This is a genomic window from Paenibacillus sp. 01T431, assembly GCF_056398625.1.
In genome coordinates, this window is the sequence record NZ_JBFTPT010000010.1 from 159,032 (window position 1) to 183,996 (window position 24,965).

General features: G+C 46.6%; 21 protein-coding genes. All 21 read left to right on the forward strand.

The window, feature by feature from the left end:
- Positions 1–45 precede the first annotated feature (45 nt).
- Entirely contained in the window at positions 46–1,449 is a 1,404-nt protein-coding gene (gene atpD, locus AC1DM9_RS19415) for a F0F1 ATP synthase subunit beta (protein WP_441874687.1), read from the forward strand.
- A gap of 24 nt (positions 1,450–1,473) precedes the next feature.
- Positions 1,474–1,872, forward strand: a complete 399-nt coding sequence (locus AC1DM9_RS19420; protein WP_477550653.1) for a F0F1 ATP synthase subunit epsilon — start codon at positions 1,474–1,476, stop codon at positions 1,870–1,872.
- 303 nt (positions 1,873–2,175) lie between these two features.
- Positions 2,176–4,398: a methyl-accepting chemotaxis protein gene (locus AC1DM9_RS19425; protein WP_477581680.1), complete on the forward strand. Its 2,223-nt coding sequence runs from the start codon at positions 2,176–2,178 to the stop codon at positions 4,396–4,398.
- A gap of 159 nt (positions 4,399–4,557) precedes the next feature.
- Entirely contained in the window at positions 4,558–6,171 is a 1,614-nt protein-coding gene (locus tag AC1DM9_RS19430) for a spore germination protein (protein ID WP_477581682.1), read from the forward strand.
- Positions 6,168–7,424, forward strand: coding sequence for a Ger(x)C family spore germination protein (locus AC1DM9_RS19435; protein WP_477511475.1), 1,257 nt, complete (start codon positions 6,168–6,170; stop codon positions 7,422–7,424). Before AC1DM9_RS19430 ends, AC1DM9_RS19435 begins: the two co-directional genes overlap by 4 nt.
- A gap of 9 nt (positions 7,425–7,433) precedes the next feature.
- Positions 7,434–7,676, forward strand: a complete 243-nt coding sequence (locus tag AC1DM9_RS19440; RefSeq protein ID WP_441874691.1) for a hypothetical protein — start codon at positions 7,434–7,436, stop codon at positions 7,674–7,676.
- Between the two features lie 5 nt (positions 7,677–7,681).
- On the forward strand, positions 7,682–8,917 hold the full coding sequence (locus tag AC1DM9_RS19445) for a GerAB/ArcD/ProY family transporter (RefSeq protein ID WP_477550656.1): 1,236 nt from the start codon (positions 7,682–7,684) through the stop codon (positions 8,915–8,917).
- A gap of 136 nt (positions 8,918–9,053) precedes the next feature.
- Positions 9,054–9,368: an NADH-quinone oxidoreductase subunit A gene (locus tag AC1DM9_RS19450; RefSeq protein ID WP_256710814.1), complete on the forward strand. Its 315-nt coding sequence runs from the start codon at positions 9,054–9,056 to the stop codon at positions 9,366–9,368.
- Positions 9,353–9,871 carry a NuoB/complex I 20 kDa subunit family protein gene (locus AC1DM9_RS19455; protein ID WP_076266244.1) on the forward strand — a complete coding sequence of 173 codons (519 nt, stop codon included), beginning with the start codon at positions 9,353–9,355 and terminating at the stop codon, positions 9,869–9,871. Before AC1DM9_RS19450 ends, AC1DM9_RS19455 begins: the two co-directional genes overlap by 16 nt.
- Positions 9,868–10,509 carry an NADH-quinone oxidoreductase subunit C gene (locus tag AC1DM9_RS19460; protein ID WP_477581685.1) on the forward strand — a complete coding sequence of 214 codons (642 nt, stop codon included), beginning with the start codon at positions 9,868–9,870 and terminating at the stop codon, positions 10,507–10,509. Before AC1DM9_RS19455 ends, AC1DM9_RS19460 begins: the two co-directional genes overlap by 4 nt.
- 7 nt (positions 10,510–10,516) lie before the next feature.
- On the forward strand, positions 10,517–11,617 hold the full coding sequence (locus tag AC1DM9_RS19465; protein WP_477581687.1) for an NADH-quinone oxidoreductase subunit D: 1,101 nt from the start codon (positions 10,517–10,519) through the stop codon (positions 11,615–11,617).
- A complete protein-coding gene (gene nuoH / locus AC1DM9_RS19470; RefSeq protein ID WP_441874694.1) occupies positions 11,617–12,633 on the forward strand; it encodes an NADH-quinone oxidoreductase subunit NuoH in 1,017 nt (338 codons plus the stop codon). Before AC1DM9_RS19465 ends, nuoH begins: the two co-directional genes overlap by 1 nt.
- Before the next feature lie 16 nt (positions 12,634–12,649).
- Positions 12,650–13,099 (forward strand): NADH-quinone oxidoreductase subunit NuoI, encoded by a 450-nt coding sequence (gene nuoI, locus AC1DM9_RS19475; RefSeq protein ID WP_477581689.1) that lies wholly within the window; start codon positions 12,650–12,652, stop codon positions 13,097–13,099.
- Positions 13,100–13,615: an NADH-quinone oxidoreductase subunit J gene (locus AC1DM9_RS19480; protein ID WP_076266240.1), complete on the forward strand. Its 516-nt coding sequence runs from the start codon at positions 13,100–13,102 to the stop codon at positions 13,613–13,615. It abuts the gene before it with no gap.
- A 4-nt stretch (positions 13,616–13,619) separates the two neighbouring features.
- Positions 13,620–13,922, forward strand: coding sequence for an NADH-quinone oxidoreductase subunit NuoK (nuoK, locus tag AC1DM9_RS19485; RefSeq protein ID WP_339205398.1), 303 nt, complete (start codon positions 13,620–13,622; stop codon positions 13,920–13,922).
- Positions 13,923–13,930: 8 nt separating this feature from the next.
- Positions 13,931–15,802 (forward strand): NADH-quinone oxidoreductase subunit L, encoded by a 1,872-nt coding sequence (nuoL, locus tag AC1DM9_RS19490; protein ID WP_477581691.1) that lies wholly within the window; start codon positions 13,931–13,933, stop codon positions 15,800–15,802.
- Complete coding sequence (locus AC1DM9_RS19495) at positions 15,799–17,430, forward strand: complex I subunit 4 family protein (RefSeq protein ID WP_477581693.1); 1,632 nt, start codon at positions 15,799–15,801, stop codon at positions 17,428–17,430. Before nuoL ends, AC1DM9_RS19495 begins: the two co-directional genes overlap by 4 nt.
- A 3-nt stretch (positions 17,431–17,433) precedes the next feature.
- Entirely contained in the window at positions 17,434–18,987 is a 1,554-nt protein-coding gene (locus AC1DM9_RS19500; protein WP_477581695.1) for an NADH-quinone oxidoreductase subunit N, read from the forward strand.
- A 689-nt stretch (positions 18,988–19,676) separates the two neighbouring features.
- The gene (locus AC1DM9_RS19505; RefSeq protein WP_477581697.1) at positions 19,677–22,835 is read left to right on the forward strand and encodes a S8 family peptidase; all 3,159 of its coding nucleotides are present in this window, start codon (positions 19,677–19,679) and stop codon (positions 22,833–22,835) included.
- Positions 22,836–22,951: 116 nt separating this feature from the next.
- Positions 22,952–23,218, forward strand: a complete 267-nt coding sequence (locus AC1DM9_RS19510; RefSeq protein WP_076266234.1) for a DUF1146 family protein — start codon at positions 22,952–22,954, stop codon at positions 23,216–23,218.
- Between the two features lie 300 nt (positions 23,219–23,518).
- Positions 23,519–24,955, forward strand: coding sequence for a UDP-N-acetylglucosamine 1-carboxyvinyltransferase (gene murA / locus AC1DM9_RS19515; protein WP_477511482.1), 1,437 nt, complete (start codon positions 23,519–23,521; stop codon positions 24,953–24,955).
- Positions 24,956–24,965 lie beyond the last annotated feature (10 nt).

Consider the following 24,965-nt stretch of genomic DNA (forward strand, 5'->3'; position numbering starts at 1 on the left):
AGCTGACCGGCGTGCAGTTACAAGAAGGAACCAGGAGGGAAAACCATGAAAAAAGGACATGTTGTATCCGTCATGGGTCCGGTCGTAGACTTAGAGTTCGAACGCGGCAATTTGCCGGAAATTTTGAACGCTGTCAAAATCGAGCAAAAGGGCGAAGCAGGCGGCATTGATATTAACTTGACGCTTGAAGTAGCCGTTCACCTCGGTGACAATAAGGTACGTGCCGTAGCTATGAGTACGACAGACGGTCTTGTACGCGGTATGATTGCCGTAGATACAGGCGCACCTATTACTATTCCGGTTGGTGCTTCTACGCTTGGTCGCGTATTTAACGTGCTAGGCCAACCGATTGACGAAGCTGGCGATGCTTCATCGACAGTAAACCTTCCGATTCACCGCGCAGCACCTGCTTTCGACGAATTGTCCACGCAAGCGGAAATTCTTGAAACAGGAATTAAAGTAATCGATCTTCTCGCTCCATACGCAAAAGGCGGTAAAATCGGCCTCTTCGGCGGCGCGGGCGTAGGTAAAACGGTTACGATTCAAGAGCTTATCAACAACATCGCACAAGAGCACGGCGGTATCTCCGTATTCGCGGGTGTTGGTGAGCGTACTCGTGAAGGTAATGACCTTTACCACGAGATGAAAGATTCCGGCGTACTAAGCAAAACAGCGATGGTATTCGGACAAATGAATGAGCCGCCAGGCGCACGTCAACGCGTTGCTTTGACTGGTCTGACAATGGCTGAGTATTTCCGTGACGAAGAAGGAAAAGACGTACTATTGTTCGTCGATAACATCTTCCGTTTCACACAAGCAGGCTCCGAGGTTTCGGCCCTTCTAGGCCGTATGCCTTCCGCGGTAGGTTACCAGCCAACATTGGCAACTGAAATGGGTCAATTGCAAGAGCGTATTACGTCTACGAAAAAAGGTTCGGTTACTTCGATCCAAGCGATCTATGTACCTGCCGATGACTATACGGATCCAGCTCCAGCAACGACATTTGCCCACTTGGATGCTACAACGAACTTGGAGCGTAAAATTTCCGAGATGGGTATCTTCCCAGCGGTTGATCCACTCGCGTCATCTTCACGTATCCTAAGCCCATCTGTTTTGGGTGCAGAACACTATAACGTAGCTCAAGGCGTTAAGAAAATTCTTCAGCGCTACAAAGAGCTTCAAGATATTATCGCAATCCTTGGTATGGATGAGCTAAGTGAAGAAGATAAATTGACCGTGTCTCGCGCACGTAAAATTCAACTATTCCTTTCTCAACCGTTCCACGTTGCTGAGCCGTTCACAGGAACTAAAGGTAAATATGTACCTGTAAAAGAATCGGTTCGCAGCTTTAAAGAAATTCTCGAGGGCAAACATGACGACCTTCCGGAAGAAGCTTTCCGATATGTTGGTGTGATTGAAGAAGCCGTGGAGAAAGCCAAAACGCTTTAATAGCGAAAGGCGGGAGGAATCCACATGAGTTCTTTTTTAGTAGAGATTGTAACACCTGAGCGTAAAGTATACGTAGAGACTGCTAATATGGTTAGTGTAACAGGCGTTGAAGGTGAGCTTGGCATATTGCCAAATCACATTCCACTTGTCACACCGCTTCGTATTGCACCTGTCGTTATCAAACGCGGTAATCAAGTAGATGTAGTAGCAGTTAATGGAGGCTTCATCGAAGTACGCAAGGATAAGATCGTTATCCTTGCTGAGAGCGCTGAGCTTGCAACTGATATTAACGTTGAACGTGCAGAAGCCGCTAAACAGCGTGCTCAGCAGCGTCTTGCTGCGAAGCAAGACCAAGTTGATTTCCGCCGTGCAGAGCTTGCTTTGCAGCGTGCGATGAATCGTCTGCATATTAAACACAAATAAGCAACAACCACCAAAGCACTGTCAGCGCCTTTAAGGCGTTGGCGGTGCTTTTTTTATAGGAGTGAGAGGTTGAGTGTGAAGGCAGCAGCTCATATGTAACATCTCATAATGAAAGTGAATTTGAATGGTAGTTTTCAATGTCAGGTTGATTCGAATATTCGTGTTTCACCCCCTATTCGGTGTTATGTATTCTGAAATATGCGTATTTTCGACAAAAAAACTAATTATTTGTATATAATTCTCCCTAATATATGTTAATATAGTTAACATCATAGACAATGAAAATAGCGGGGGGAGAATCATATGTTTGACTGGCTAGGTATGAAAGTAGGGTTTCCGCTCTGGGTTTCATGGCAATTGAATAAAGATATGAAAACAGATGTCGAGCAAAGCTTTGAGGGGATTGCGGAGACACGTAAGGAATTGCTAACTGCATGGGCAATGGAGTATTGGAATTACATCGATCAATTGGGTGGCCAACTGACGGAACTCCTCGCTCAAAACAAAGATTTTTCTACTTCTACTGAACAGTCGCAAATAGAACGATTATTTGAAAGAACATATGCTCGAGCGATCGATATAACCGAGCTGTTTTTACTCGATGTAAAGCAAACCGTTATCAGCTCCACACATAGTCCGCATATTGGGACAATCTATCAAGAAGATAGCAGCTTGCAGCTTGGACTGAGCTACACTAAGCAGTTGAGCAACCCTCGTCGATGCTTGTTTGGGCCTTATAGTGATTCTCTCACCTTAAAGCTAGGAGCGCGTTCTTCCTCTTTTCATGACAAAATGACTCTATTATTTATGCTTCCAATTACGGTAAATGGCAGCTTTGCAGGGACGTTATGCGCCCGTGTGCCGAATGATGTACTAGGAGATTTAATTCAGCGAGAATCGGGCCACGTCTATCCGGATTCGGGTGATAATTATATCTTTATGGCGAAGGCAGGCCTGAATACTCATATAGCGCCAGGGACGGCTTTATCTCGAAGCAGGTTCGAGGATAGAACATTCACACATGGTGAAAATCTCAAGGATGGCGTAACAACTGATTGGGGCAAAGTTTCGATCAAAGAGCATACAGAGCTTGAAATTGTCTTTAATGATCCGGCAACTGGACAGCTTCATCCTGGGGTAGCGAATACCATTGCAAGCGACAGCAATCTATTCGTTGAATATCCAGGTTATTCAGATTATAGGCATATATCGGTTATTGGTAAGGGAGTGACCTTTCAGCTGCCGCATTGTCCGGATAAATGGGGGATGATGTGCGAGGGAGACTTGGAGGAAGTATACCGCATTCGCAGTATAGGCTGGAGACAACGCAAGCTGCAACTTATATCGATTACGAGTGTTAGTATTTTGTCGGCATTGCTTATGTTATTTATTGCCGTTCATGCTCCAATCTGGGTGACTGCAACAGCGGCAGGTTTATTCAATCTTGTATTTGGATTGTTATTCAGTTTTGCCTTTCAAAATAGGGAATCGAAGCGTGTCGTATCGCATCTGCGCCAAATTAATCGTTTTATTCGCATAAATGCAGAAGGAAAGGGCGATCTGACGCAGCGCTTGCAGCTTAATCGTTTTGATAATGATGAATCGAAAGAATTAGCAAAATGGATTAACAATATGATAGATTCCTTGGAAGGCATTATGCTGCAGGTTAAGCTTGCCTCCTCTGATGTTCTATCCAGCCAGTTTGTCCTAAACGAATCAGCGGCTGTCACTTCAGCTTCAACGGAGCGAGTCAGCGGAAAAGTATCTGATATGATTGGAAGCATTAGATTGCAATTGAAGGATATTGATATGGCGAAGGATGCTGCAGGCGATATGCAGGCAACGCTGAAACAGATCGAAGAGCAGGCAGCTGGGCAGATTGAGGTAGCCAAAGCAGAGGTTGATCGCATCGGAGACAAGATGCTCCACATTTCTGCCAAGGTAGGCGAAACCAACGGAACAATCCATAAATTTATGGATACGGTGCAAGAAATACAAGGAGTCTTGCATGTCATTGAAGAAATATYGGCACAAACGAATTTATTAGCGCTTAATGCATCGATCGAGGCAGCAAGGGTTGGTGAGCAAGGCAGAGGTTTTGCCGTTGTAGCGTCGGAAATTCGCAAGCTTGCCGATATGACCAAAAAGTCGACCGAGGAAGTGCATGAAATTACTCGTCACATTTATGATGAAGCGAAACAAGCGTACGCTTCTATGGATGAAGGTACTCGCGTTGTTGAGGAGGGCAATCAGCTTGTAGCAGCCGCTGCCAGTACGCTTGCTTCCGCACATGCCGAGGATCATCGCAAGACGCAGGTCGTTGATGAGGTCGTGCAGCTAATGGAGAAAATCGCGCTGGTAAGCAGAGAAAATCGGAAGATTTCTTCCGATGTAGAGAGTAAAGTGCAAGAGCTCATAGGCGAAATGACGAATGTGAGACAAACATCTCAGAGTGTGGAGTCTATAACGACGCTGCTTCAACAGCTTGTTGGCCAGTTTAAGCTGACAGAATCACGAATAAGATAAGTGAACGAGATAGGGTTGCAGAAGACCGTGTAAACGGAGCTGCGGCTCTTTTTTTTATGCGATGCATTCTTTAATCAACTAAGACTCAATACATAATTATGCCATGGAAGAGTTATCCTAAGCATCAATCCGATTGTGCAACAGAAAGGAGATGGGTAAATGTTCCGAACCTATAAGCAGGGCAATGGCAGCGCTGGAAAAAAGGCTGATAAGCGTATAACCAAAGCAGAGATGCATGAAAAGGAGCAGCTTCAGCCTTTTGCGGAGAAGGCCCTTTTCACTTCTCTGGAGCAAAATATGGAGACCATGAAGCGTGAGCTGGGTGAGAGTCAGGATATTATTTATCGTGAACTGACGTTAACGGATAGAGGCCACACGAAGGCGCTAATTGTTTATGTACAAGGGATGATTGACGATGAACGTCTTGACCATTTTGTCATTCAACCGATGCATGGAGGCAAATACCCGGAGGAGGCTAATTTAGAGCCTGCTGAGCTGCTTACATTTATGAAAAACAATTTGCTCTCAACTGGTATTATTAATGATTTATGCGATTGGAAGCTATTGTTTCAAAAATTGTTTATGGGCTATTGCGTCATCATGATAGAGGGTGCAACTCAGGCAATAGGAACCAATGTAGTAGGGGGAGCAAGAAGAAGTGTAGAAGAACCGAAAACCGAGATGGCCATACGTGGTCCTAGAGAAGGGTTTACGGAGTCGATTAGAACAAATACATCGCTGATTCGCAGGAAGATACGAAGCCCGAAGCTGTGGATGGAGCAATGGACGATCGGAGAAATTTCACAAACTCCCGTATGCATCATGTATGTCAAAGATTTGGCGGATGAGAATGTGCTTACGGATTTAAGAGAACGTCTGGAAGAAATACAGATTGACGGCATACTTGAATCCGGTTATATCGAGGAATTAATTACGGATCAGAAGTGGTCGCCGTTTCCTACCATCATGAGTGTAGAGCGGCCGGATGCTGTAGCAGGCAATTTGCTTGAAGGCCGAATAGCGATTTTTGTTGATGGGACGCCATTTGTTCTGATCGTACCCACGATTTTAAATATGTTTTTTCAGGCTTCAGAAGATTATTATCAGCGGTTTGATATCGCGACGTTTCTGCGGCTGCTTCGTTTTGTATCCTTTTTAATCGCACTGCTTATGCCGTCGATTTATGTCGCAATCGTTGGGTATCATCAGGAGATGATACCGACTCAGCTGCTGCTAAAGCTTGCGGCACAGCGGGAGGGCGTGCCTTTTCCCGCCTATTTGGAAGCTTTTATTATGGAATTTGTATTTGAAATATTACGGGAAGCCGTTGTACGAATGCCTAGTGCTGCGGGTAACACGATATCGATCGTTGGAGGTCTTGTTATCGGACAGTCGGTCGTAGAGGCAGGAATCGTCTCGCCAGCCGTCGTTATCGTCGTTTCCTTCACAGCGATAGCCAGCTTCGTATCTCCTAATTACAGCCTTGGAATTGCGGCTAGGCTGCTGCGCTTTCTGCTGCTTCTAGCAGCGTCGACACTCGGTTTTTATGGAATTGGATTAGTTGTGCTGCTGCTTCTGCTGCATTTGAGCAATTTAAGATCGTTTGGCATGCCGTATATCAAACCATTCGCCCCGATGTATTTAAAGGATATGAAGGATACGCTGGTTCGGGCGCCACTTTGGATGATGCGGGAACGGCCAGAGAAGCTTGCTTCGAGTAATAGAGTTAGACAAGACATTGAAACGGAGCATAGGAAGGAGCCGCAGCAATGAGCGATGGCAGCGTCAATGCAAGGAAACGGATATTTTCATTCAGGAAAATAGGACGGAAGCTCATTCTTGTATGGACAGTATGTATGCTGGCGCTATTAAACGGCTGTTGGGATTTACGTTATTTGGACAAGCTTGGCGTCGTATACGCCATAGGAGTTGACGATGACCCAACAGGAAAAAACAAGCTACAGTTGACGGTACAGGTCGTATTGCCCCAAAACGTTGCAGCGGAAACCAAAGGGGCCATTGGCGGCACTGCAGTGACGACGTTTACGGAAAAAGGGGATACATTGTTTGAGGCGATTCGAAAAATGTCGACTAAAACATCTAGACGGCTTTTTTTCTCCCACACACAAATGCTGATCGTCAGTGAAAGTATGGCTAGAAAAGGCATCTATCCCTTAGTTGATTTAATTGAGAGAAATCCAGATATACGCACTGATATTTCAGTGCTTATTACACGAGGCATGAGAGCGGAGAATTTGCTTCGATTAACGACGCAAACCGAATCTATTCCTGTTAATCAGCTTCGGGAAATAGTTGAAGTCAATCAGTCTGCGTATGCGTCGAGTTATGTCGTATTAGTCAAAGATTTAACGAGACTATTGGGAAGAGGGAAGCAGCAAGCTGTATTGCCTTCTATTCTGATAGAGGGAAATGAGGAGGTGGGACATTCAAATGACAATTTAAACAGCATTCCTGCAAAAGCGATTCCAGTGCTGTCGACTATGGCTGTTTTTCGCGATGGCAAGCTTGTTGGTTATTTGAAGTCCAAGGATTCAAGAGGTCTATCTTGGCTTCAAAATAAAGTGGAGAGCACTGTCGTAAAGCTTGGATGCCCGGAGTCAGAAGGGGAGCTCATTGTTGAGGTGCAGGATACGGCGACCGTGTATAAGGTTAAACAAGATCCGGATGGTCATCCAATTATACAGGTCCATATTAGTGTAGTGGGTGGAATTCAAGAAATCATGTGCCACGGCGTCAACATCACGGAGGAAAGTGTACTGATCAAGGTCGGCAAAATGACAGATAAAGCGATTGAGGAAGAGGTAGCGGGCACGATCAATAGCGTACAGAAGAAATTCCACACGGATGTATTAGGGTGGGGAAAAGAGGTTTATTTTCAAGAACCTAATATTTGGAGGAAAATCGAAGCGGACTGGGAAGATATTTTCCCTCAAGTGAAAAGCGAAGTCATCTGTACGACTCAAATAACAGGCTCAGGTGTACGAGGCGAATCTATATCGAAGTGAGTGATTAGCATGATGGCTCTCATTGTCCTCCTCTTATCTTCCGTTATGGTTGGAACGGCAATATGGAGAAGGAATAGCAAAAATAATCGTCAGCGTGAAGGTGGCTGGGCTTTGGTCATCTTAATCATTGGGGTTGGAATTATGGCAGCAAAGCATATGCATCTACCGATACCCAATCCGGCAGATTGGATTACAGCTATATTCTCACCTGTATATAAACCTATATTAAAGTGGATTGAAAAGGGGGCATAACATAGTTGAGCAAATTTGCGGGAATTAACAATGCCGAGATTACATCGGGGCAATGCGCCAAAATATTGTTTTTATTTGCACTAGGAAGTGCAGCGCTCATATTGCCAACAATGGTGACGTCGATTGCCAAGCAGGATGGATGGATTTCAATGGTGCTCGCAGGACCGTTTAATTATTTCATACTGCTCATTTATCTAGCGCTTGCTGATCGTTTTCCGAAGTTGACTTTGGCGCAATACTCAGAAAAACTGCTGGGGGTTTGGCTCGGTAAGGTAGTAACTTTACTATATATTTTTTATTTTTTGTTGTTAAGCGCATTGGTACTGCGCAATATATCCGATTTTTTGAATTTATCCGTATTGCCAGAGACACCAGAGTGGTTCATTAACCTCACCTTTATGATTGTTGTTGTATATGGCGTTCTTTTAGGCATTGAGACGATTTCGAGAACGGGTGAGATTTTATTTGGATGGGCGGCCTTAGTTATTGGTATTGTTCTCCTTGCTTTGTTCAATCAATTTAATTTTCAAAACTTTGAGCCTTTCTTGTACGACGGCTGGATAAGGCCGATTAAGGGGATCTATCCGATTCTCGGGTTTCCTATTGCGGAATTCGTGTTTATAACGACGATTTTCCCGCTTGTGCGTCAGGAGGATCGTAAAAAATTAAGAAAAAAACTGAAGCTCTCTGTTTTTGCCATTGCTTTTGTAAGCACGCTGATAACGATTTTTCTGGTTGCTGTAATGGGTGTGCAAGAAGCGAGCAGAAGTCCGTTTGCGGTCTATGATATGGCTAAAAATATTAATATCGAAGAGATATTGGTGCGTGTTGAAATATTAGTTGCGATGGTTTGGATCGGGACGGTCTTTATGAAGCTTGCGCTTTGCGTTTATGTACTGACGGTCTTAACGGCTCAAATGCTTAAGCTTTCTACCTATCGTCCATTGGTCATTCCTTATGCTTTTGTCATTGTGCCTATCTCGCTCATGGTATATCGAAATGCGGCTCATGCGCATGAATTTGGCATAGGAGTATGGACGGTTTACAGCTTGCTGCATGGTTGTGTTGTACCATTATTGCTGCTCGTGGTTGCTGTTATTAGGGGAAAAAAAGATACGAGCGACGGTCGGTTTCAAGATGAGCAGAAGTCCAGCAGCCGCAGGCAAAAAGGGAATGAAGCAGCAGAAGGGAATTCCGATATAACGAACAAGGAACCTGCCTTGGGCACAACTCCATCATAGACGGCAGTGGAAGCATTTGTTATAATTGTGAGGAAAATTGACCAAGCGGCTACCTACTCAAATTTACGGAGGCGATCGTGTGGAACACTACTCCAATAATTATGTCGTCGTGGCTATTTTTATCGTGCTTGGCATTATGCTTCCCGTCGTTGCATTAACAGTAGGAAGACTGCTAAGGCCGAATAAGCCAAGTGAGCTCAAACAAACCACCTATGAAAGCGGAAATGAGCCGGTAGGTGAGGGACAGGTCCGTTTTAACATCCGCTATTACTTGTTTGCACTAATGTTTGTCATCTTTGATGTAGAAACCGTTTTCTTATATCCTTGGGCCGTCGCATATAATAAGCTCGGCTTATTTGTGCTAGTCGAAATGTTGATTTTTGCGGGAATGCTGCTTATTGGTCTTCTATATGCCTGGAAAAAGAAGGTGCTGAAATGGAATTCAGTTTAGAATCAATTTCGTTAGAGGAACGCAAAGAGCTGGAACGCAACGTATTTATGGGTACCTTGGAGCAATTGAAGGCTTGGGCAAGAAGCAACTCGTTATGGCCGCTCACATTCGGCCTTGCTTGCTGTGCGATTGAAATGATGGGAACGGGCGCATCGCATTATGATCTGGATCGTTTTGGAGTGATGTTCCGAACCTCGCCGCGACAGTCTGATGTGATGATTGTGGCCGGTACAGTGACGAAGAAGATGGGTCCCCTTTTACGCAGGCTTTATGATCAAATGCCAGAGCCGAAGTGGGTTATCGCAATGGGATCCTGCGCAACGGCTGGCGGACCTTATATTAAGTCCTATTCAGTCATCAAAGGCGTTGATCAGATCGTGCCTGTTGATGTGTATATTCCGGGCTGTCCGCCTAATCCGGCCGCGCTGATCTATGGCATCAATAAACTGCAGGAGAAAATTCGCTATGAAGCGAAGACTGGGAAGCGGGTGACCAGTCGATGAGTGAAGAGGATAAACCGGTCGCAGAGACGCCTCCCGTAGACCCGGAGAAGGAAGCCAAGCTGAAGGCAGCTGCGGAAGCACGCGCAGCGAGAGCGGCAGCAAAAGCAAAGGCCGAAGCAGAAGCGAGTGCAGCAGAGCCGGAGCAGCCGAAGCCTCCTTCGGCAAGGCAGCCTGAGCTTGATGCCATAGTCGTGCTTCTGAAGCAGGAAGTCGCAGAGGCATCGGTTGAGGATGCCTATGTAAATGAACTGAATGGCGATATGCCGATGATTATCTTACGCAATGAACACTGGCGTGAAGCTGCAAAGCTGCTTAAGGAGCACGAGCAGCTTCAATTTAATTATTTGCGTAATGTGTCAGGTGTCGATTACGAGACCCACATAGAAGTGGTATATCATATGATCTCGCTTGGAACCAAAAGAGAGGTCGGAATTAAGATAAAGACAGAGCGGGAAGCGTCAGCCGTCTATTCGGCAACACCAGTCTGGGCAACAGCGAATTGGAACGAACGTGAAATTTACGATTTACTGGGAGTTGATTTTCCTGGACACCCCGATATGCGGCGGATCATGATGCCTGATGACTGGGTGGGCCATCCGCTGCGCAAAGATTATGAGTCGATAGATTCGGAGGTGTAGGCAGCCCTTGATTCGTACAGAAGAACTGCTACTAAATGTAGGTCCTCAGCATCCAAGCACGCATGGCGTATTCCGGATTATCGTTAAGCTCGATGGTGAAGTCATAACCGAAGCGACACCTGTCATGGGTTATTTGCACCGAGGCACCGAGAAGATCGCGGAAAACTTGAATTTCACGCAAATCATCCCCTACACCGATCGAATGGATTACGTCTCTGCAATGACTAATAATTATGTTCTCGTACATGCAGTGGAAACGATGATGGGGCTTGAAGTACCGCAGCGGGCGGAGTATCTCAGGCTTCTCGTTATGGAACTGCAGCGTATAGCTAGCCATCTAGTATGGTGGGGAACTTATCTGCTTGATATTGGGGCAATGAGTCCGTTTCTTTACGCATTCCGTGACCGGGAAATCATTATCGATTTATTTAATGAGCTGTGCGGCGCAAGATTAACTTACAATTACATGCGAGTTGGCGGTGTGAAGTGGGATGCGCCTCCGGGCTGGCTGGACAAAGTACGCGACTTTATTCCTTATATGGAGAATAAGCTGCAAGAGTATAATAAGCTCGTCAGCGGCAACGAAATTTTCCTAGCCCGCATTAAAGGGATAGGAAAATATGATGCGGCAACAGCGATTGATTATGGCTTATCTGGAGCCAACTTGCGTTGTACAGGTGTAGACTTTGATATTCGCAAGGCGGAGCCCTACAGCTTGTACAGCCAATTTGAATTTGATGTGCCGCTTGGAAAAGTGGGAGATTGTTATGATCGCTATCGGATTCGGCTGGAAGAAATCCGCCAAAGCTTGCGTATTTTGAAGCAGGCGCTGGAGCAATTTCCTTCTGGCGGGGAGACAATGGGGAAGGTTCCGCGCGCAATAAGGCCCCCTGCTGGCGAGGTGTATGTGCGGATCGAATCGCCGCGCGGCGAAATTGGCTGCCATATCGTATCCAAAGGCAAAGCAGAACCCTATAGGCTCAAATTCAGAAGACCGTCATTCGTTAATTTGCAAATACTGCCGAAGCTGCTTGTAGGAGAAACGATGACAAACCTCATTACGATACTAGGCGGCATTGATATTGTCGTCGGGGAGGTCGATTGCTAATGCAGTCATGGCTTAACCAATCGCTAACTTGGGGAAATGCACTTGTGCTGTTCCTTTGGGCTGTCGTATTTTTATTCATTGTGCTTGGTTTCGTCACGTACGCCATTTATTTCGAGCGTAAAGTAATCGGGTGGATGCAGCTTCGCATCGGTCCCAATCGCGTAGGGCCCTTTGGCTTGCTGCAGACGGTAGCGGATATTTTTAAGCTGCTCATTAAAGAGGACACGATTCCGCGCAAGGCAGATCGGGCATTGTTCATTCTTGCGCCTGCCCTAGCATACATACCGGCATTCTCCGTACTCGCTGTACTTCCCTATACACAAAACTTATATTTCGCAGATCTGAATGTTGGTTTGCTCTATTATGTAGCCCTGTCAGGCATCTCGACGCTTGCCATCGTGCTTGGCGGCTGGGCTTCCAATAATAAGTATGCACTCCTTGGGGGTATGCGCTCGGCGGCACAAATGATAAGCTATGAGGTACCGCTTGTTATTTCGGTAGTAGGCGTTATTTTACTTAGCGGAAGCTTGAATCTGCGTGATATTGTAGCGGCGCAGGATGGCGGCTGGTTTTGGAATTGGAACTTCATTCCTCAAATTATCGGTTTCATTGTCTTTATTATTGCAGCTGTATCCGAGCTCAATCGTACGCCCTTCGATTTGCCGGAAGCGGAATCTGAGCTTGTTGCAGGTTATCACGTTGAATATAGCGGCTTTCGGTTTGCATTTTTTATGCTCTCGGAATACGTATACGTTTATGCCATTGCGGCATTAACAACAGTATTGTTTCTGGGAGGCTGGCACGCACCGGCGCCATTTCTTGATTTTGTACCAGGCATTATATGGTTTTTGCTCAAGTTTGCGTTTATTGTGTTTTTCTTATTTTGGATTCGTGCTACACTGCCGCGCATACGAGTAGATCAGCTTATGGGTCTTGGCTGGAAGGTGCTGCTGCCGGTGTCGCTGCTTAATGTGTTTCTAACGGCTGTATATTTAGAGCTGTTTATCAAGAACTAGCAAAGGGGAGAAGGAAATGAAAGGAATGCTGCAAGGACTGGGTGTAACGCTCAAATCAATGACGGCTCCAAAAGTGACCACCTCCTATCCTGATGTGCCCTTTGTCATGCCGGATCGCTTCCGTGGTATTCAGCACTTTATCCCGGATTTATGTATCGTTTGCAACCAATGCGCACGCATTTGTCCAACCGACTGCATTACGCTGACCGGCAAACCGAACCCGGACCCTGATAAAAAGGGCAAGGTAATTGATACTTTTGATATTAATTTTGAAATATGCATCTTATGTGATCTGTGCACCGAGGTTTGTCCGACCGAAGCGATCGTTATGTCCAATCATTTCGAGCTGGCAACCTTCAGTCGCGATGATTTGTTCAAGGATGCAGAATGGCTGACAGACAATAATTCACTTACTCGGCAGGACAATAACAATATCGGAGCGCCGGCCAAAGGGGGCGCAAAATAGTTGTTCAATATTGATTTTACAGGCGAATTTGTCGCTTTTTTTATCTTCTCAGCCATCATGATATGCGGCGCCGTCCTAATGATCAGCTTAGAGAAGGTCGTACATATGGTCATCTCTATGGCTGCTGTATTTCTAGGCTTAGCCGGAATGTTCGTGCTTCTGGAAGCTGAGTTTGTCGCATTTGTTCAGGTGCTTATCTATGCTGGAGCAGTCTCGATTCTGATGATATTCGGTATTATGATGACGAAACATCAGCCAGGAGAGCGTGAGCCGGTGAAGCCGCTCCATGAAACGCTTGCCGCTGTAGGCGCGCTCAGCTTGTTTGGCCTATTGTTTTATGCGATCCGTTCAACAACTTTTCCAGAGCCGCAGTCTTTTCAAGCTGGAGAAGACAATACGATGGCAATTGGTGAGCTCTTATACACAGGGTATGTGATACCGTTTGAGCTGCTCTCGGTGCTGCTGACGGTAGCATTTATTGGAGCAATCGTACTTGCCAAAAAGGAGGAGGAATAATTACATGCTTCCTTCCTATTTAACGATGGCGGCTATTTTGTTTTGTATTGGGCTGTATGGCGCATTAGTGAAAAGAAATGCAGTCGTCGTACTGCTCTCGCTTGAGCTAATGCTGAATGCGGTCAACTTGAATCTTATTGCCTTCTCCAAATATGGTGTTGTTCCGTCATTGACGGGGCAAATTTTTTCATTATTTACAATTACAGTCGCAGCGGCAGAAGCAGCGATTGGGGTAGCTATATTAATAGCATTGTTTAGATTGCGCGGGACAGTTAATGTCGATGAGTTTGACAAAATGAGGAGGTAGCGCGGCGTATGAATATGTACTCACAAACGGCTTGGTTAATTCCGCTGTTTCCGCTGGCAGCATTCCTCGTTTTGACGGCGCTCGGCCGCAGCTATCGACGAGCGGGCGTTATCATCGGTTCGCTTGGATCATTTGGCGCCTTCGTTCTATCTTTGCTTATTATGATTGATCGACTTGGTACCAATGAAGTGGATTATAATTATTCCTTTGATTGGATTGCTATCGGAGATTATACGTTGAAGATTGGTTTCGAGGTGACCAACCTGACAGCGCTTATGCTGGTTGTCGTGACACTCGTCAGCTTTCTCGTGAATGTATACTCGGCCGGCTATATGAAAAATGATGAGCGAATAACCGTGTTTTTTGGTTATGTTGCCTTGTTCACATTCTCTATGCTGGGACTTGTATTATCCGATAATTTATTATCGCTTTATATTTTCTGGGAACTAGTTGGCGTATGCTCGTTCTTGCTCATTGGCTTCTGGTTTACACTGCCCAAAGCGCGAGCGGCGGCCAAGAAGGCATTTATTGTGACAAGAATCGGCGATGTTGGCTTGCTGATCGCTATTATGCTTCTTTTCTGGTATATGCCGGATCATGCCCTTGATTTCACTACGATTCAAAGCGTATTTGATGGGCAATCGGGTGCGATTACGAACGGGATTACGACGTTGATTGCTTTGCTTATTTTTGTAGGTGCGATCGGCAAATCAGGCCAGTTTCCGCTTCATGTGTGGCTTCCTGATGCAATGGAGGGCCCGACACCGATCAGTGCACTGATTCATGCTGCTACTATGGTTGCGGCAGGTGTATTCCTTATTGCACGAACGTATGATATTTTTCAAGATTCTGCATCTGCTATGGAGACCATCGCATATGTAGGCGGTTTTACAGCTATATTCGCTGCGACGATTGCGCTCGTACAAAAGGATATTAAACGGATATTAGCCTATTCCACGGTCAGCCAATTGGGTTATATGATGATGGCGCTTGGTCTGGGTTCCTTAACAGGCGGCATCTTCCACCTGTTCACGCACGCTTTCTTCAAAGCGCTGCTCTTCCTTGGTGCTGGCAGCATCATTCATGCGGTACATACACAGAACATTCATGAGATGGGCGGACTTGCCTCGAAAATGAAAGTAACGACATGGACGTTCGCAATCGGCGCTTTAGCGCTCGCTGGCATTCCGCCATTATCCGGCTTTTGGTCGAAGGATTTAATTTTGACGGTTGCTTGGGAGACGAATCCATTATTATTTATTGTAGGTTTGGCAGCCGCTTTCTGTACGGCGCTTTATATGTCTCGATTGTTCTTCCTTGTATTTATGGGAAAACCAAACGAGGCCTCTTCTCATGCGAAAGAATCACCAGTTTCGATGACGCTGCCGATGATCGTGCTGGCTGCTCTCGCCATTGTTGTTGGGTTTATTGAGACGCCATGGAACGGCGCATTTGGCTCATGGATCACCGATGGGGGAGAGTCGCCTCATAAAAGCGGCATCGCCATTGTTGCATCCATTGCGGTTGGCCTGCTAGGTATCTATATTGGCTGGCTCATTTATGGGAAAAACAGTGTGAACAAAGATGTACTGCAAGAAAAAATGCCTAAGCTAGTCAAGCTGCTGGAAAATAGTTATTACATCGATGAGCTTTATGCCGTTATCATAGTGAAGCCGCTGAAGCTGATTGGCTCTGCGCTTATGGCGTTTGATTCTTATGTCATAGGCGGAATCGTGAGGATGACAGGCACGGCTGTAACCTCGGCTGGGAGAGTGGCTGCCCGTCTGCAGAACGGTCAAGTACAAACCTACGGTTTGGCAGCTGTTATCGGGTTCGTCATTCTTGTGGCTGCTATCGTTGGAAGGAGGTTCCTGCCATGAGCATCCTGAGTGACATTCCGATATTATCACTTATATTACTGGCACCGCTGCTTGGTATCATCGTTCTGCTGCTGCTTCCGAAGCAGCGCAGCAGCTGGATGAAAACAACGGTTGTCATAACCACATTAGTTCCTTTGCTGCTCTCCTTGTGGCTTTATGCTGATTATAATAAACAGCAGGGCGGGGCGGCATATGACGAGCAATATAGCTGGGTGGAAGTGCCGTTAAATAAAGAGGTGCCATCGGGCGTATCTGAATTTAAGTTTACGTTTCAATATGAGCTCGGCATAGATGGCCTGTCGCTTCCGCTTCTGCTTCTCGCAACGCTCGTATCAGCAATGGCTGCACTTGCAGCAGTTCATATCAAGAAAAGATGGAAATCTTTTTTCATATGGTTTCTGCTGCTGGAGCTCGGAATGCTTGGCGTTTTTCTAGCTCGTGACTTATTTTTATTTTTTGTATTTTTCGAGATTACGCTTGTTGCGATGTATTTCTTAATCGGAATTTGGGGTTACTTCAATCGCGAGCGTGCAGCCAATCAGTTTTTAATCTATAACGGAATTGGTTCAGCCATTATGCTGATTGCGTTCGTTATTCTCGTGAACACAGCTGGCTTCCGCGTGGATCAAGTAGGCGAACAAGTTAGCTTTATTTACAGCGGCAGCTATACAGACATCTTCCGCAACATGGCGGACGCATCCGCTTGGGTTAACCTGACTAATGAGCAGCTTGGTTCAATTAATCCATTCCAGTTGACGGATACGATGCAATGGGTGCTGTTTATTATGCTGCTTGTTGCTTTCGGCATCAAGCTTCCGATATTTCCATTCCATACTTGGATGCTTAAGGTGCACACGGAAGCTCCGACCTCGATTGTCATGATTCACTCCGGGATATTACTGAAAATGGGCGCTTACGGATTACTGCGATTTGGGATTATGCTCTTCCCTGATCAAGCGCGACAATTTGCGACAGTGCTCGCTGTGCTTGGCGTCATAAATATATTGTATGGAGCGCTGCTAGCCTTCAGGCAGCGTGAGTTTAAACTAGTGCTTGCTTATTCCTCCATCAGCCATATGGGTATCGTATTGCTAGGGATAGCAGCAATAAATGAGATTGGCTTGCAGGGAGCTGTATACCAGCTCGTATCGCACGGACTCATATCTGCCTTGTTATTTCTGATCGTTGGCAGCATCAATGAACGAACGGGAACGACCGAGCTGCAAGAGCTGGGTGGGTTAGCGCGCTCTATGCCATTTATAAGCGGCGTACTGCTGACTGCGGGGCTCGCTTCACTCGGTTTGCCGGGCTTATCCGGTTTTATTGGGGAGTTTCTATCGCTGCTCGGCCTATTCGAGTCGCATCGCTGGTTGACTGCGGCTGCGGCGCTTGGCATTATTTTGACCGCTGTCTATATGCTTCGCGCTGTACTTAAGATTACATTTGGTCCACAGCGTGAGGCGTTTGGAGCATTTAAGGACGCAAGGCTAATTGAGGCGGCTCCCATGATTGTGCTGCTTGCATTCATTGTGCTTCTCGGCTGTTTTCCTTCCGTCCTTACGGATACTGTGCAGCATGGCATGGATAAGCTGTTCGGACAATTACTTGCATCAAGGGCGGGGGGATAAACCATGTACGAAGGCGTTTCATTTATACCACTGACATGGACGGATATGCTCTACCTTGCCCCTGAGTTTATGCTGGCCGCCATGTTTTTGTTTCTTGTTGTATTGGATTTGTTCTTGCCGAAGCGCGTGAACAGAAAATTCACAGGGTGGCTGACGTTAGCGGGCATTCTTGCATCACTGCTGCTAGTCGTGCTCCGAATGTTGGATATGAATCAGGGCGGAGCATCTGCTGACTCTATCCATCTGTTAAGCAACAGCTACCGCATTGATGATTTCGCCAGCCTGCTGAAAATTGTATTTCTAACTGGTACTGCGCTTATCATCCTGCTCGCAATTGGATCGGATCGGGATGAAGAGGAGATAACAGACAAATCAGAGTATTTCTATTTGGTGCTTCCCGCGCTTATGGGCGCGATGATGATGGCTTCATCAGGAAACCTGGTTACGTTGTATATCGGATTAGAGCTTCTTAGTATTACAAGTTATGTATTGGTTGGCATTAGACGCAAATCAACTTTGTCTGCTGAAGCGGCATTCAAGTATGTCATTACGGGCGGGATTTCCTCGGCGATGGTGTTGTTCGGCATGTCGTACATTTACGGCATAACCGGATCAGTCGATTTGGGTGTAATTGGGGATGCTTTACCGCGGGCGATGCAGGATTTCAAAGCGCTTGCTTATGTGGGCTTCCTGTTTATGATTGCGGGATTCGGTATTAAGATTGCAGCGGCTCCGTTTCACGCATGGGCGCCAGATGTATATCAAGGGGCTCCAACGCCTGTGTCGGCTTTTCTAGCGGTCATTGCTAAAGGTGCTGCGCTGGCTGCTATATTTAGAGTTATGTTTAGCACTAGTTTATTCAGCGCAGCGGGAGAAGCGGCAAAAATATCAAATGATCTCTTCCTGGTCCTGCTGGTTCTGGCTGCTGCAGCGATGCTCGTCGGAACGACAGCTGCGCTTAAACAAAGGAACGTAAAGCGATTGCTGGCCCTGTCAGGAGTAGCCAATGCGGGTTACATGCTGGTGCCTATCGGTATTTCAATAACGATGGTTCATAGCAGCAACTTCTCTGAATTTGTTTATTATTTGGTTGCGTACTTGTTTATGACGATAGGAGCGTTTGCTGTCTTTACGGTAGTTAGCCGCGCATCGGGGCATGAGGAGCTGAAAAGCTTCGCGGGCATGTACTACCGAGCGCCTTGGACGGCAGCGGCTATGGTGGTATTTATCTTGTCTTTATCGGGCTTGCCGATTTCCGGCGGATTTTTTGGGAAGCTGTTTATCTTGCTCGGAGCAGCGAATGCGAAAGCTTATTGGCTCGTAGCTGTTATCGTCGTGAGCAGCGTCATTTCTTACTATTTCTACTTTGGCATTGTTCGTCAAATGTTCATGCGCAGCGGAGAAGAAAATAATGAAGTGCGAATATCGGCAGCAACGGGAGTTGTGATCTGGCTGTGTGCAGCAGCAACGATTGCACTAGGTATTTTCCCAGGACCGTTAATGCAATGGATTGATGCGATATTCTCGATTAAGGGCGATTTAATGATAATGGGATAAGCAGATTGTAGAAGAGTGATGCGAAGCATTCGTATTCTAGAGGTGTGAAAATAATAGGTCGTTTAAGTAGATGATGAGCTGATGTCTATTTAAACGATCTATTTTTTGTTTAATCGATGAAGGGGATTTTCGAGGCGGCACAGGGGAAATAGAAAGTAGTTTATAAGCTAAAAAGCAGCATTATAGTTAAAGTTACTGTTAAGGACACAGACTGCAGCAGCAGTTTTAGATATGATGATAGTAATGGCTAGATTATAGTCATTTCTAGCATATAGCAAGAAGAGAGGAAGCTGTCTGACGCTATTTTAAACAGGGATTATGAGCAGAAATATAATTACAGTGTTTCAGCGGAGAATGTTGCGGGTAATGTGCAGCAGGGGGAGTATAGGTTCATAGTATAGTAGACATGAAGTACTATTCTATCTATGTGAACCAGTGTTGCTGCTCGTCATATTTACCGGGAAATAATAGTTTGTGCCGAATACTGACGTTCCGAGCTATGGAGCGGGATAGTTGTAGGACTTTTGTCCTTTTTGTCTTATAGAAACAAGGGAAATGATACCTGTGAAGAGAAATTGTAGTTAAGGAATATCCAATTGAAAGTGGGAACAAACCATAACCCGTTTCATACGAAAAGGCAGAAAATGATGAGCACTCAAAAAGAACCAAAGCGATTACGAAATTCACAAATGATTAGTCAGAGCCCATCTGATGATCGACAGGGCTCTGCGCTCAAAAAGCATAAAGCTCGCTTGTCTAGGCAAGCAATCGCCATTGCCACGCTCGCCGCGCGCAAGCTCCTTCGTCGCGCGCTGCCCGCGCTGCTGATCGGGAGCATCACCCTCGGGGGCATAGCCCCCGCAGGGTTCGCTCCCGTAGCGGCGCCTATGGCGCTGGCCGCAGCATCGCCTGCGGCTGAGGGCGCCGAAGGCGCCGATGCAGAGCAGCCGCAAAGCTGGCTGCTCAAATGGCGTGACCCCGCGCTAGCGCATGAGCTGCGCGGGACAGAGGTGCTCCGCCGCCAGAATGAGGCGGCGGTCATGCTCGTACGTCCGGCCGCTGAAGGCGCGGACGTACAGGAATGGCTCGACCGGCTGCGAAGCCTGCCGGGCGTAGAGTACGTGCACCCGAATAATAGGGTGCATATGCTTGCTCTGCCTGCCGGCGAGTCGGAGGACGCAGCCTCGGCAGGCTCAGAGGCCGCGCGCAGCAATGCGCGGCCTACAGGCTCTTCTCCATCCAATGTATCACCGGCAGCTTCTGTACCTAACGAAGTATCGCCCGCAGAGACTCCATCGACACCGCCAGCGGCGCCGCAGGAGTCTGAGGCAGCTTCCACAGCGAAGATTGCAGCAGCAGCTACAGCACTGAAAGCAAATGATCCTGAGTTGTCTAAGCAGCTTTATCTCAGTCAGATCGGCGCGCAAAAGGCGTGGGAAACCGTTCGCGAGCAGCAGCAGCTTACGATAGCGATCGTGGATACAGGTGTTGATTTGGAACATCCGGATTTGAAGCCTAATCTTGTTCCAGGCGCTAATCTAGTGAGTCCTGGTGATTCGCCCGATGATGACAATGGGCACGGTACAAGTGTAGCAGGTGTTATCGCAGCTGTAGGAAATAACGGCATTGGCGTATCAGGCATACTGTGGAAAGCCAAAATCATGCCGATAAAAGCGCTGGATCACCGAGGTGACGGAACAGAGCAGGAGCTCGGCGAAGCCATATTGTACGCCGTTCGCAGCGGAGCAAGCATCGTTGTACTGTCGGTTGGCCTTCATCGATATTCTCCGTACATGCTCGACATTGTACAATATGCGGAAAGCAAAAACGTACTGCTCGTAGCAGCGGCAGGCAATGACGGAGTCACCTTTGGAGAGAAAGCTGCGGTAAAATACCCGGCAGCTTATCCGACGGTACTCGCAGTCGGTGGTGTCAAGTCGAATAATACGGTCGATAGTCGATCGAATCGAGGCACTGAGCTTGACCTTGTCGCACCTTGGAATGTATATACAACAGCCATTGGTGGACTCTATAAGAAAGAAGAAGGAACTTCAATGGCGGCTCCGCAAGCCGCAGCTGCTGCAGCGCTCATATGGGCTCGCTACAAGGACATGAAGCCTTACCAGATACGCGAGCTGCTGCGCCAAACAGCTAAGGATATTGGGCCGCCAGGTGCGGACAGCACGTCAGGCTACGGTGTGCTGCAGATCGACCAAGCGGTACGTTCAACCTTGAAGCCAGACGGCTTCGAACCGAATGAAACCCAATCAACTGCTGCAAGGTTTCAGCTGAACAGCCAAATTTCGGCTTTGCTGCAGGGCGTATCCGACCATGATTGGTATCAAATCGATGCGCCGTATGATGGCACGCTGACCATACAATACGAAGGGCTTGTTCCTAACGGAAAGATTGTTCCGCCTGTTAGGCTCACCCATTACATGAATGGCGTGAAGCAAAGTACGAGCGATACGAAGCTTGCAAGCAGGTCCATTGATCTTGAGGTTAAAAAAGGGCGGCAGCTCATTCATCTGGAGCTCATCAATCAGAGCAGCGACGATGAATTGCCTTATCTGCTGACGTCTACTTTTACGATGAAGCCGGACGATTACGAGAAAAATGATAAATCGTTTGAAGCCTATACATTGCAGCCTCGTACGCAGTCGATTACGGGCAACTTTCATCAAACCGCCGATCGCGACTGGTTTACGGTAACCTTTACGCAGAGCGGAAAGCTAAGTCTTACGCTTAGTACGAATACGGCACGTATTGATCCTGGGCTTGCTATACAGAAGGCAGGTCAGCAATTAATGGTGTACGATGATGAGGGTGAAGGGGAGACTGAGCAGTCACCAGTCATAACTGTGACTCCTGGTAAATATTATATTCGTGTTCACAATGCGATCTCCTCAGAAGCTAGTCCGACCATAGGCACCTACATATTGAAGATGGATTATATGCCAAAATATGATGATCCGAATGAACCAAACGATAAATCGTACGAGGCGTTTATGATTAATCCAGGTACGGAGTACCTTGGTGTAATTAGCAGCTACTCCGACGTAGATTGGTTTCAAATCCGGGTTTCAAACGCCAGCATCATCAGCATGACGGTAAACGGTGTGCCGCTTGACGTTGATTTGAGCCTCTTGCTCTATGATAAACGGATGAAGCAGCTTACGGCATCCAAAACAAAAGCAAGCGGGAAGCTCCAAACCGAAGAAAAGCTGCTGCAGCCTGGTGTGTATTACGTGAAGCTGGAAGCAGATGCTCCTTTTGACAAGCAGTATTATCGCTTAAAGGTGAAATCAGAGGAGTTGATTGCTGGATTCCGTGATATTAAAGGTCATTGGGCTCAAAATGAAATCGTCGCCTTAAACAAAAAAGGCATTATTAACGGAACAGGACAAAATCGCTTTGAGCCTAGACGCTCCATAACGCGAGCTGAGGCCGTTTCCATGGTTGTGAAGGCATATAAGCCAGCTTCATCTAGTCGCGTGCAAGGGAAGCGATTCAAAGACGTCCCATTAAAACATTGGGCGAATGATGCGATTACAAGGGCTGTAGAGCAAGGCTGGGTAAAAGGATTCCCGAATGGTGAGTTCAAGCCGGATCAGCCGATTACAAGGGCGGAAATGGCAATGATTATCGGTTATGCGGAAGGTGTACGGCCTAAGCTGCCTGTTATTGATCCGTTCGCCGATGTACCAAAGTCTCATTGGTCAGCACCCATGCTGTATGCCATGAAGTTGAACAAACAAATTGAAGGGATAGAATCAAATCTGTTCAAACCAAGCCTGCAGGCTAGCCGTGCAGACTACACGGTGCTGCTCCACCGATTTATCGCCTAATATTTTCATCAAACAAAATGGCTTCCAGTTACGTTAATAATATGAAGCAAGATAAATGCTGTTTGTAAAGCTGCTTGAGTTTGAAGCTTAAAACATGAAAAAGCTCAGGAGGCATCATGGACGTTAATTACGGTCTTATAAATGGTTTGCAAAACTACACCGGAATGACCGGGTTGTTTTCTATAATCATTGTTATTCTCAGCATTATTCTGGTGTGGTTTGTACTGCAAGAGGTGAAATGGGAAGCTTTTTTTCGTTTTCCAAAGAGTCCAAAAGCCCGTTTGTTTCAAGTATTTGTTGCTATTATTATGGGTCATTTGTTAGCAAAATTCATCTTGGAATATTGGGGCTACACCGTTCTTCTCAAATCGTTTGTCGAATAACAAAAGCGAAACATGTCAACAATGGGTAATACATGACGGTCTCAAAAAGCCGATGGCTTGCGAATAGGTATAAATCAGGACCAGTAATCGTACCGGGAACGTAGTTTTTTCGTGAAAAAGAGACGTTTTTGGAGAAAAAAGTCATAAAATGCGCTGGGAATGACATGTAAAAAATGGTAATAATATAACGCTTGTCGATTGGTGTAATTGAGTGATAAGATGAAGGTTGGGTAAAGTGAGATAAACCTTTTTTTTCACAAATAGGAAATAGAAAATGCAGTTCGCGGAGGGAACCAAAAGATGACCAAAATTATCGTCCGCGGAGGCCAGCGTTTGAAGGGAACGGTCCGTGTTAGCGGAGCAAAAAATGCAGTACTCCCCATTTTAGCGGCCTCATTATTGGCGACAGAAGGAGACAGCGTCATCTATGACGTACCCCTCCTCGACGACGTTATGACGATTCAGAAGGTGCTTGCCTCATTAGGCGCACAATTATCCTATAATAATGAAACGATGCGCATTACAGCGCAGACCATTACGACTTATGAAGCTCCTTATGAGCTTATTCGAAAAATGCGGGCATCCTTCTTAGTTATGGGTCCTCTTCTTGGTCGGATAGGCAAGGTAAGAATTTCGTTGCCTGGCGGCTGTGCGATCGGCACTCGTCCGATTGATCAGCATTTGAAGGGCTTTGAAGCGATGGGCGCTGAAATTACGCTTGGGCAGGGCTTTATCGAAGCCAGCACAAAGACGCGTCTTAAGGGTGCGAAAATTTACCTAGACGTAGCCAGCGTAGGCGCAACGGAAAATATTATGATGGCAGCTGCTTTAGCAGATGGCACAACGATTCTTGAGAATGCAGCCAAAGAACCGGAAATCGTGGATTTGGCCAACTATATCAATGCTATGGGCGGCAAAGTTCGTGGCGCTGGTACAGGAGTTATTCGTATTGAAGGCGTGGACCGGATGTATGGCGCAGCCCATAATGTAATTCCTGACCGTGTTGAAGCAGGCACGTACATGATTGCGGCCGCTATTACAGGCGGTGACGTATTCGTTGAAGGTGCAATTTCTGATCATTTGACGCCGGTAATCTCTAAGCTGCAGGAAATGGGCGTAGAAATTACGGAGAGCGATAACGGAATTCGTGTACAATCGAGCAAGCAATTGAAATCGGTTGATGTGAAAACATTGCCGCATCCAGGTTTCCCAACAGATATGCAATCTCAAATGATGGCTCTTCTCCTCGTATCTGAGGGAACAAGCGTTGTAACGGAAACGGTTTTCGAAAATCGTTTTATGCATGTCGAGGAATTCCAGAAGATGAACGCTCAAATTAAAGTCGATGGACGTACAGCTATCGTTAATGGCGGTATGCCGCTAACGGGTGCAAAGGTATGCGCTACCGATTTAAGAGCAGGAGCAGCACTTATTTGTGCGGCTTTGCGGGCGGAAGGCGAGACTGAAGTAACAGGTCTGCATCATGTGGATCGCGGTTATGTTAACATTACAGGCAAGCTTGCAGCTCTTGGGGCTGATATTCATCGTATTGAGCTGATTAGCGAGGAAGACACGGCGGCAAGCAAGCCATCCGTTTCGGTCCAAGTTACATCGGCAGTGCGTGATACAGCTGCTGTAGTGGCGATCTCTTCAACGTCTTCTGATGTGGATACAGCTGCTTCCTTTAAGCGTGAGAAAGAGGTTGCGGTTCTCAAAGTTCAGCCGACGTGGGCTTAATTTCCGTTAA

Excerpts from the sequence above, each read along its gene's own strand:
- atpD (WP_441874687.1), top strand. The coding sequence starts at position 46 with ATGAAAAAAGGACATGTTGTATCCGTCATGGGTCCGGTCGTAGACTTA.
- AC1DM9_RS19420 (WP_477550653.1), top strand. The coding sequence starts at position 1,474 with ATGAGTTCTTTTTTAGTAGAGATTGTAACACCTGAGCGTAAAGTATAC.
- AC1DM9_RS19430 (WP_477581682.1), top strand. The coding sequence starts at position 4,558 with ATGTTCCGAACCTATAAGCAGGGCAATGGCAGCGCTGGAAAAAAGGCT.
- AC1DM9_RS19435 (WP_477511475.1), top strand. The coding sequence starts at position 6,168 with ATGAGCGATGGCAGCGTCAATGCAAGGAAACGGATATTTTCATTCAGG.
- AC1DM9_RS19440 (WP_441874691.1), top strand. The coding sequence starts at position 7,434 with ATGATGGCTCTCATTGTCCTCCTCTTATCTTCCGTTATGGTTGGAACG.
- AC1DM9_RS19450 (WP_256710814.1), top strand. The coding sequence starts at position 9,054 with ATGCTTCCCGTCGTTGCATTAACAGTAGGAAGACTGCTAAGGCCGAAT.
- AC1DM9_RS19455 (WP_076266244.1), top strand. The coding sequence starts at position 9,353 with ATGGAATTCAGTTTAGAATCAATTTCGTTAGAGGAACGCAAAGAGCTG.
- AC1DM9_RS19460 (WP_477581685.1), top strand. The coding sequence starts at position 9,868 with ATGAGTGAAGAGGATAAACCGGTCGCAGAGACGCCTCCCGTAGACCCG.
- nuoH (WP_441874694.1), top strand. The coding sequence starts at position 11,617 with ATGCAGTCATGGCTTAACCAATCGCTAACTTGGGGAAATGCACTTGTG.
- nuoI (WP_477581689.1), top strand. The coding sequence starts at position 12,650 with ATGAAAGGAATGCTGCAAGGACTGGGTGTAACGCTCAAATCAATGACG.
- nuoK (WP_339205398.1), top strand. The coding sequence starts at position 13,620 with ATGCTTCCTTCCTATTTAACGATGGCGGCTATTTTGTTTTGTATTGGG.
- nuoL (WP_477581691.1), top strand. The coding sequence starts at position 13,931 with ATGAATATGTACTCACAAACGGCTTGGTTAATTCCGCTGTTTCCGCTG.
- AC1DM9_RS19495 (WP_477581693.1), top strand. The coding sequence starts at position 15,799 with ATGAGCATCCTGAGTGACATTCCGATATTATCACTTATATTACTGGCA.
- AC1DM9_RS19500 (WP_477581695.1), top strand. The coding sequence starts at position 17,434 with ATGTACGAAGGCGTTTCATTTATACCACTGACATGGACGGATATGCTC.
- AC1DM9_RS19505 (WP_477581697.1), top strand. The coding sequence starts at position 19,677 with ATGATTAGTCAGAGCCCATCTGATGATCGACAGGGCTCTGCGCTCAAA.
- AC1DM9_RS19510 (WP_076266234.1), top strand. The coding sequence starts at position 22,952 with ATGGACGTTAATTACGGTCTTATAAATGGTTTGCAAAACTACACCGGA.
- murA (WP_477511482.1), top strand. The coding sequence starts at position 23,519 with ATGACCAAAATTATCGTCCGCGGAGGCCAGCGTTTGAAGGGAACGGTC.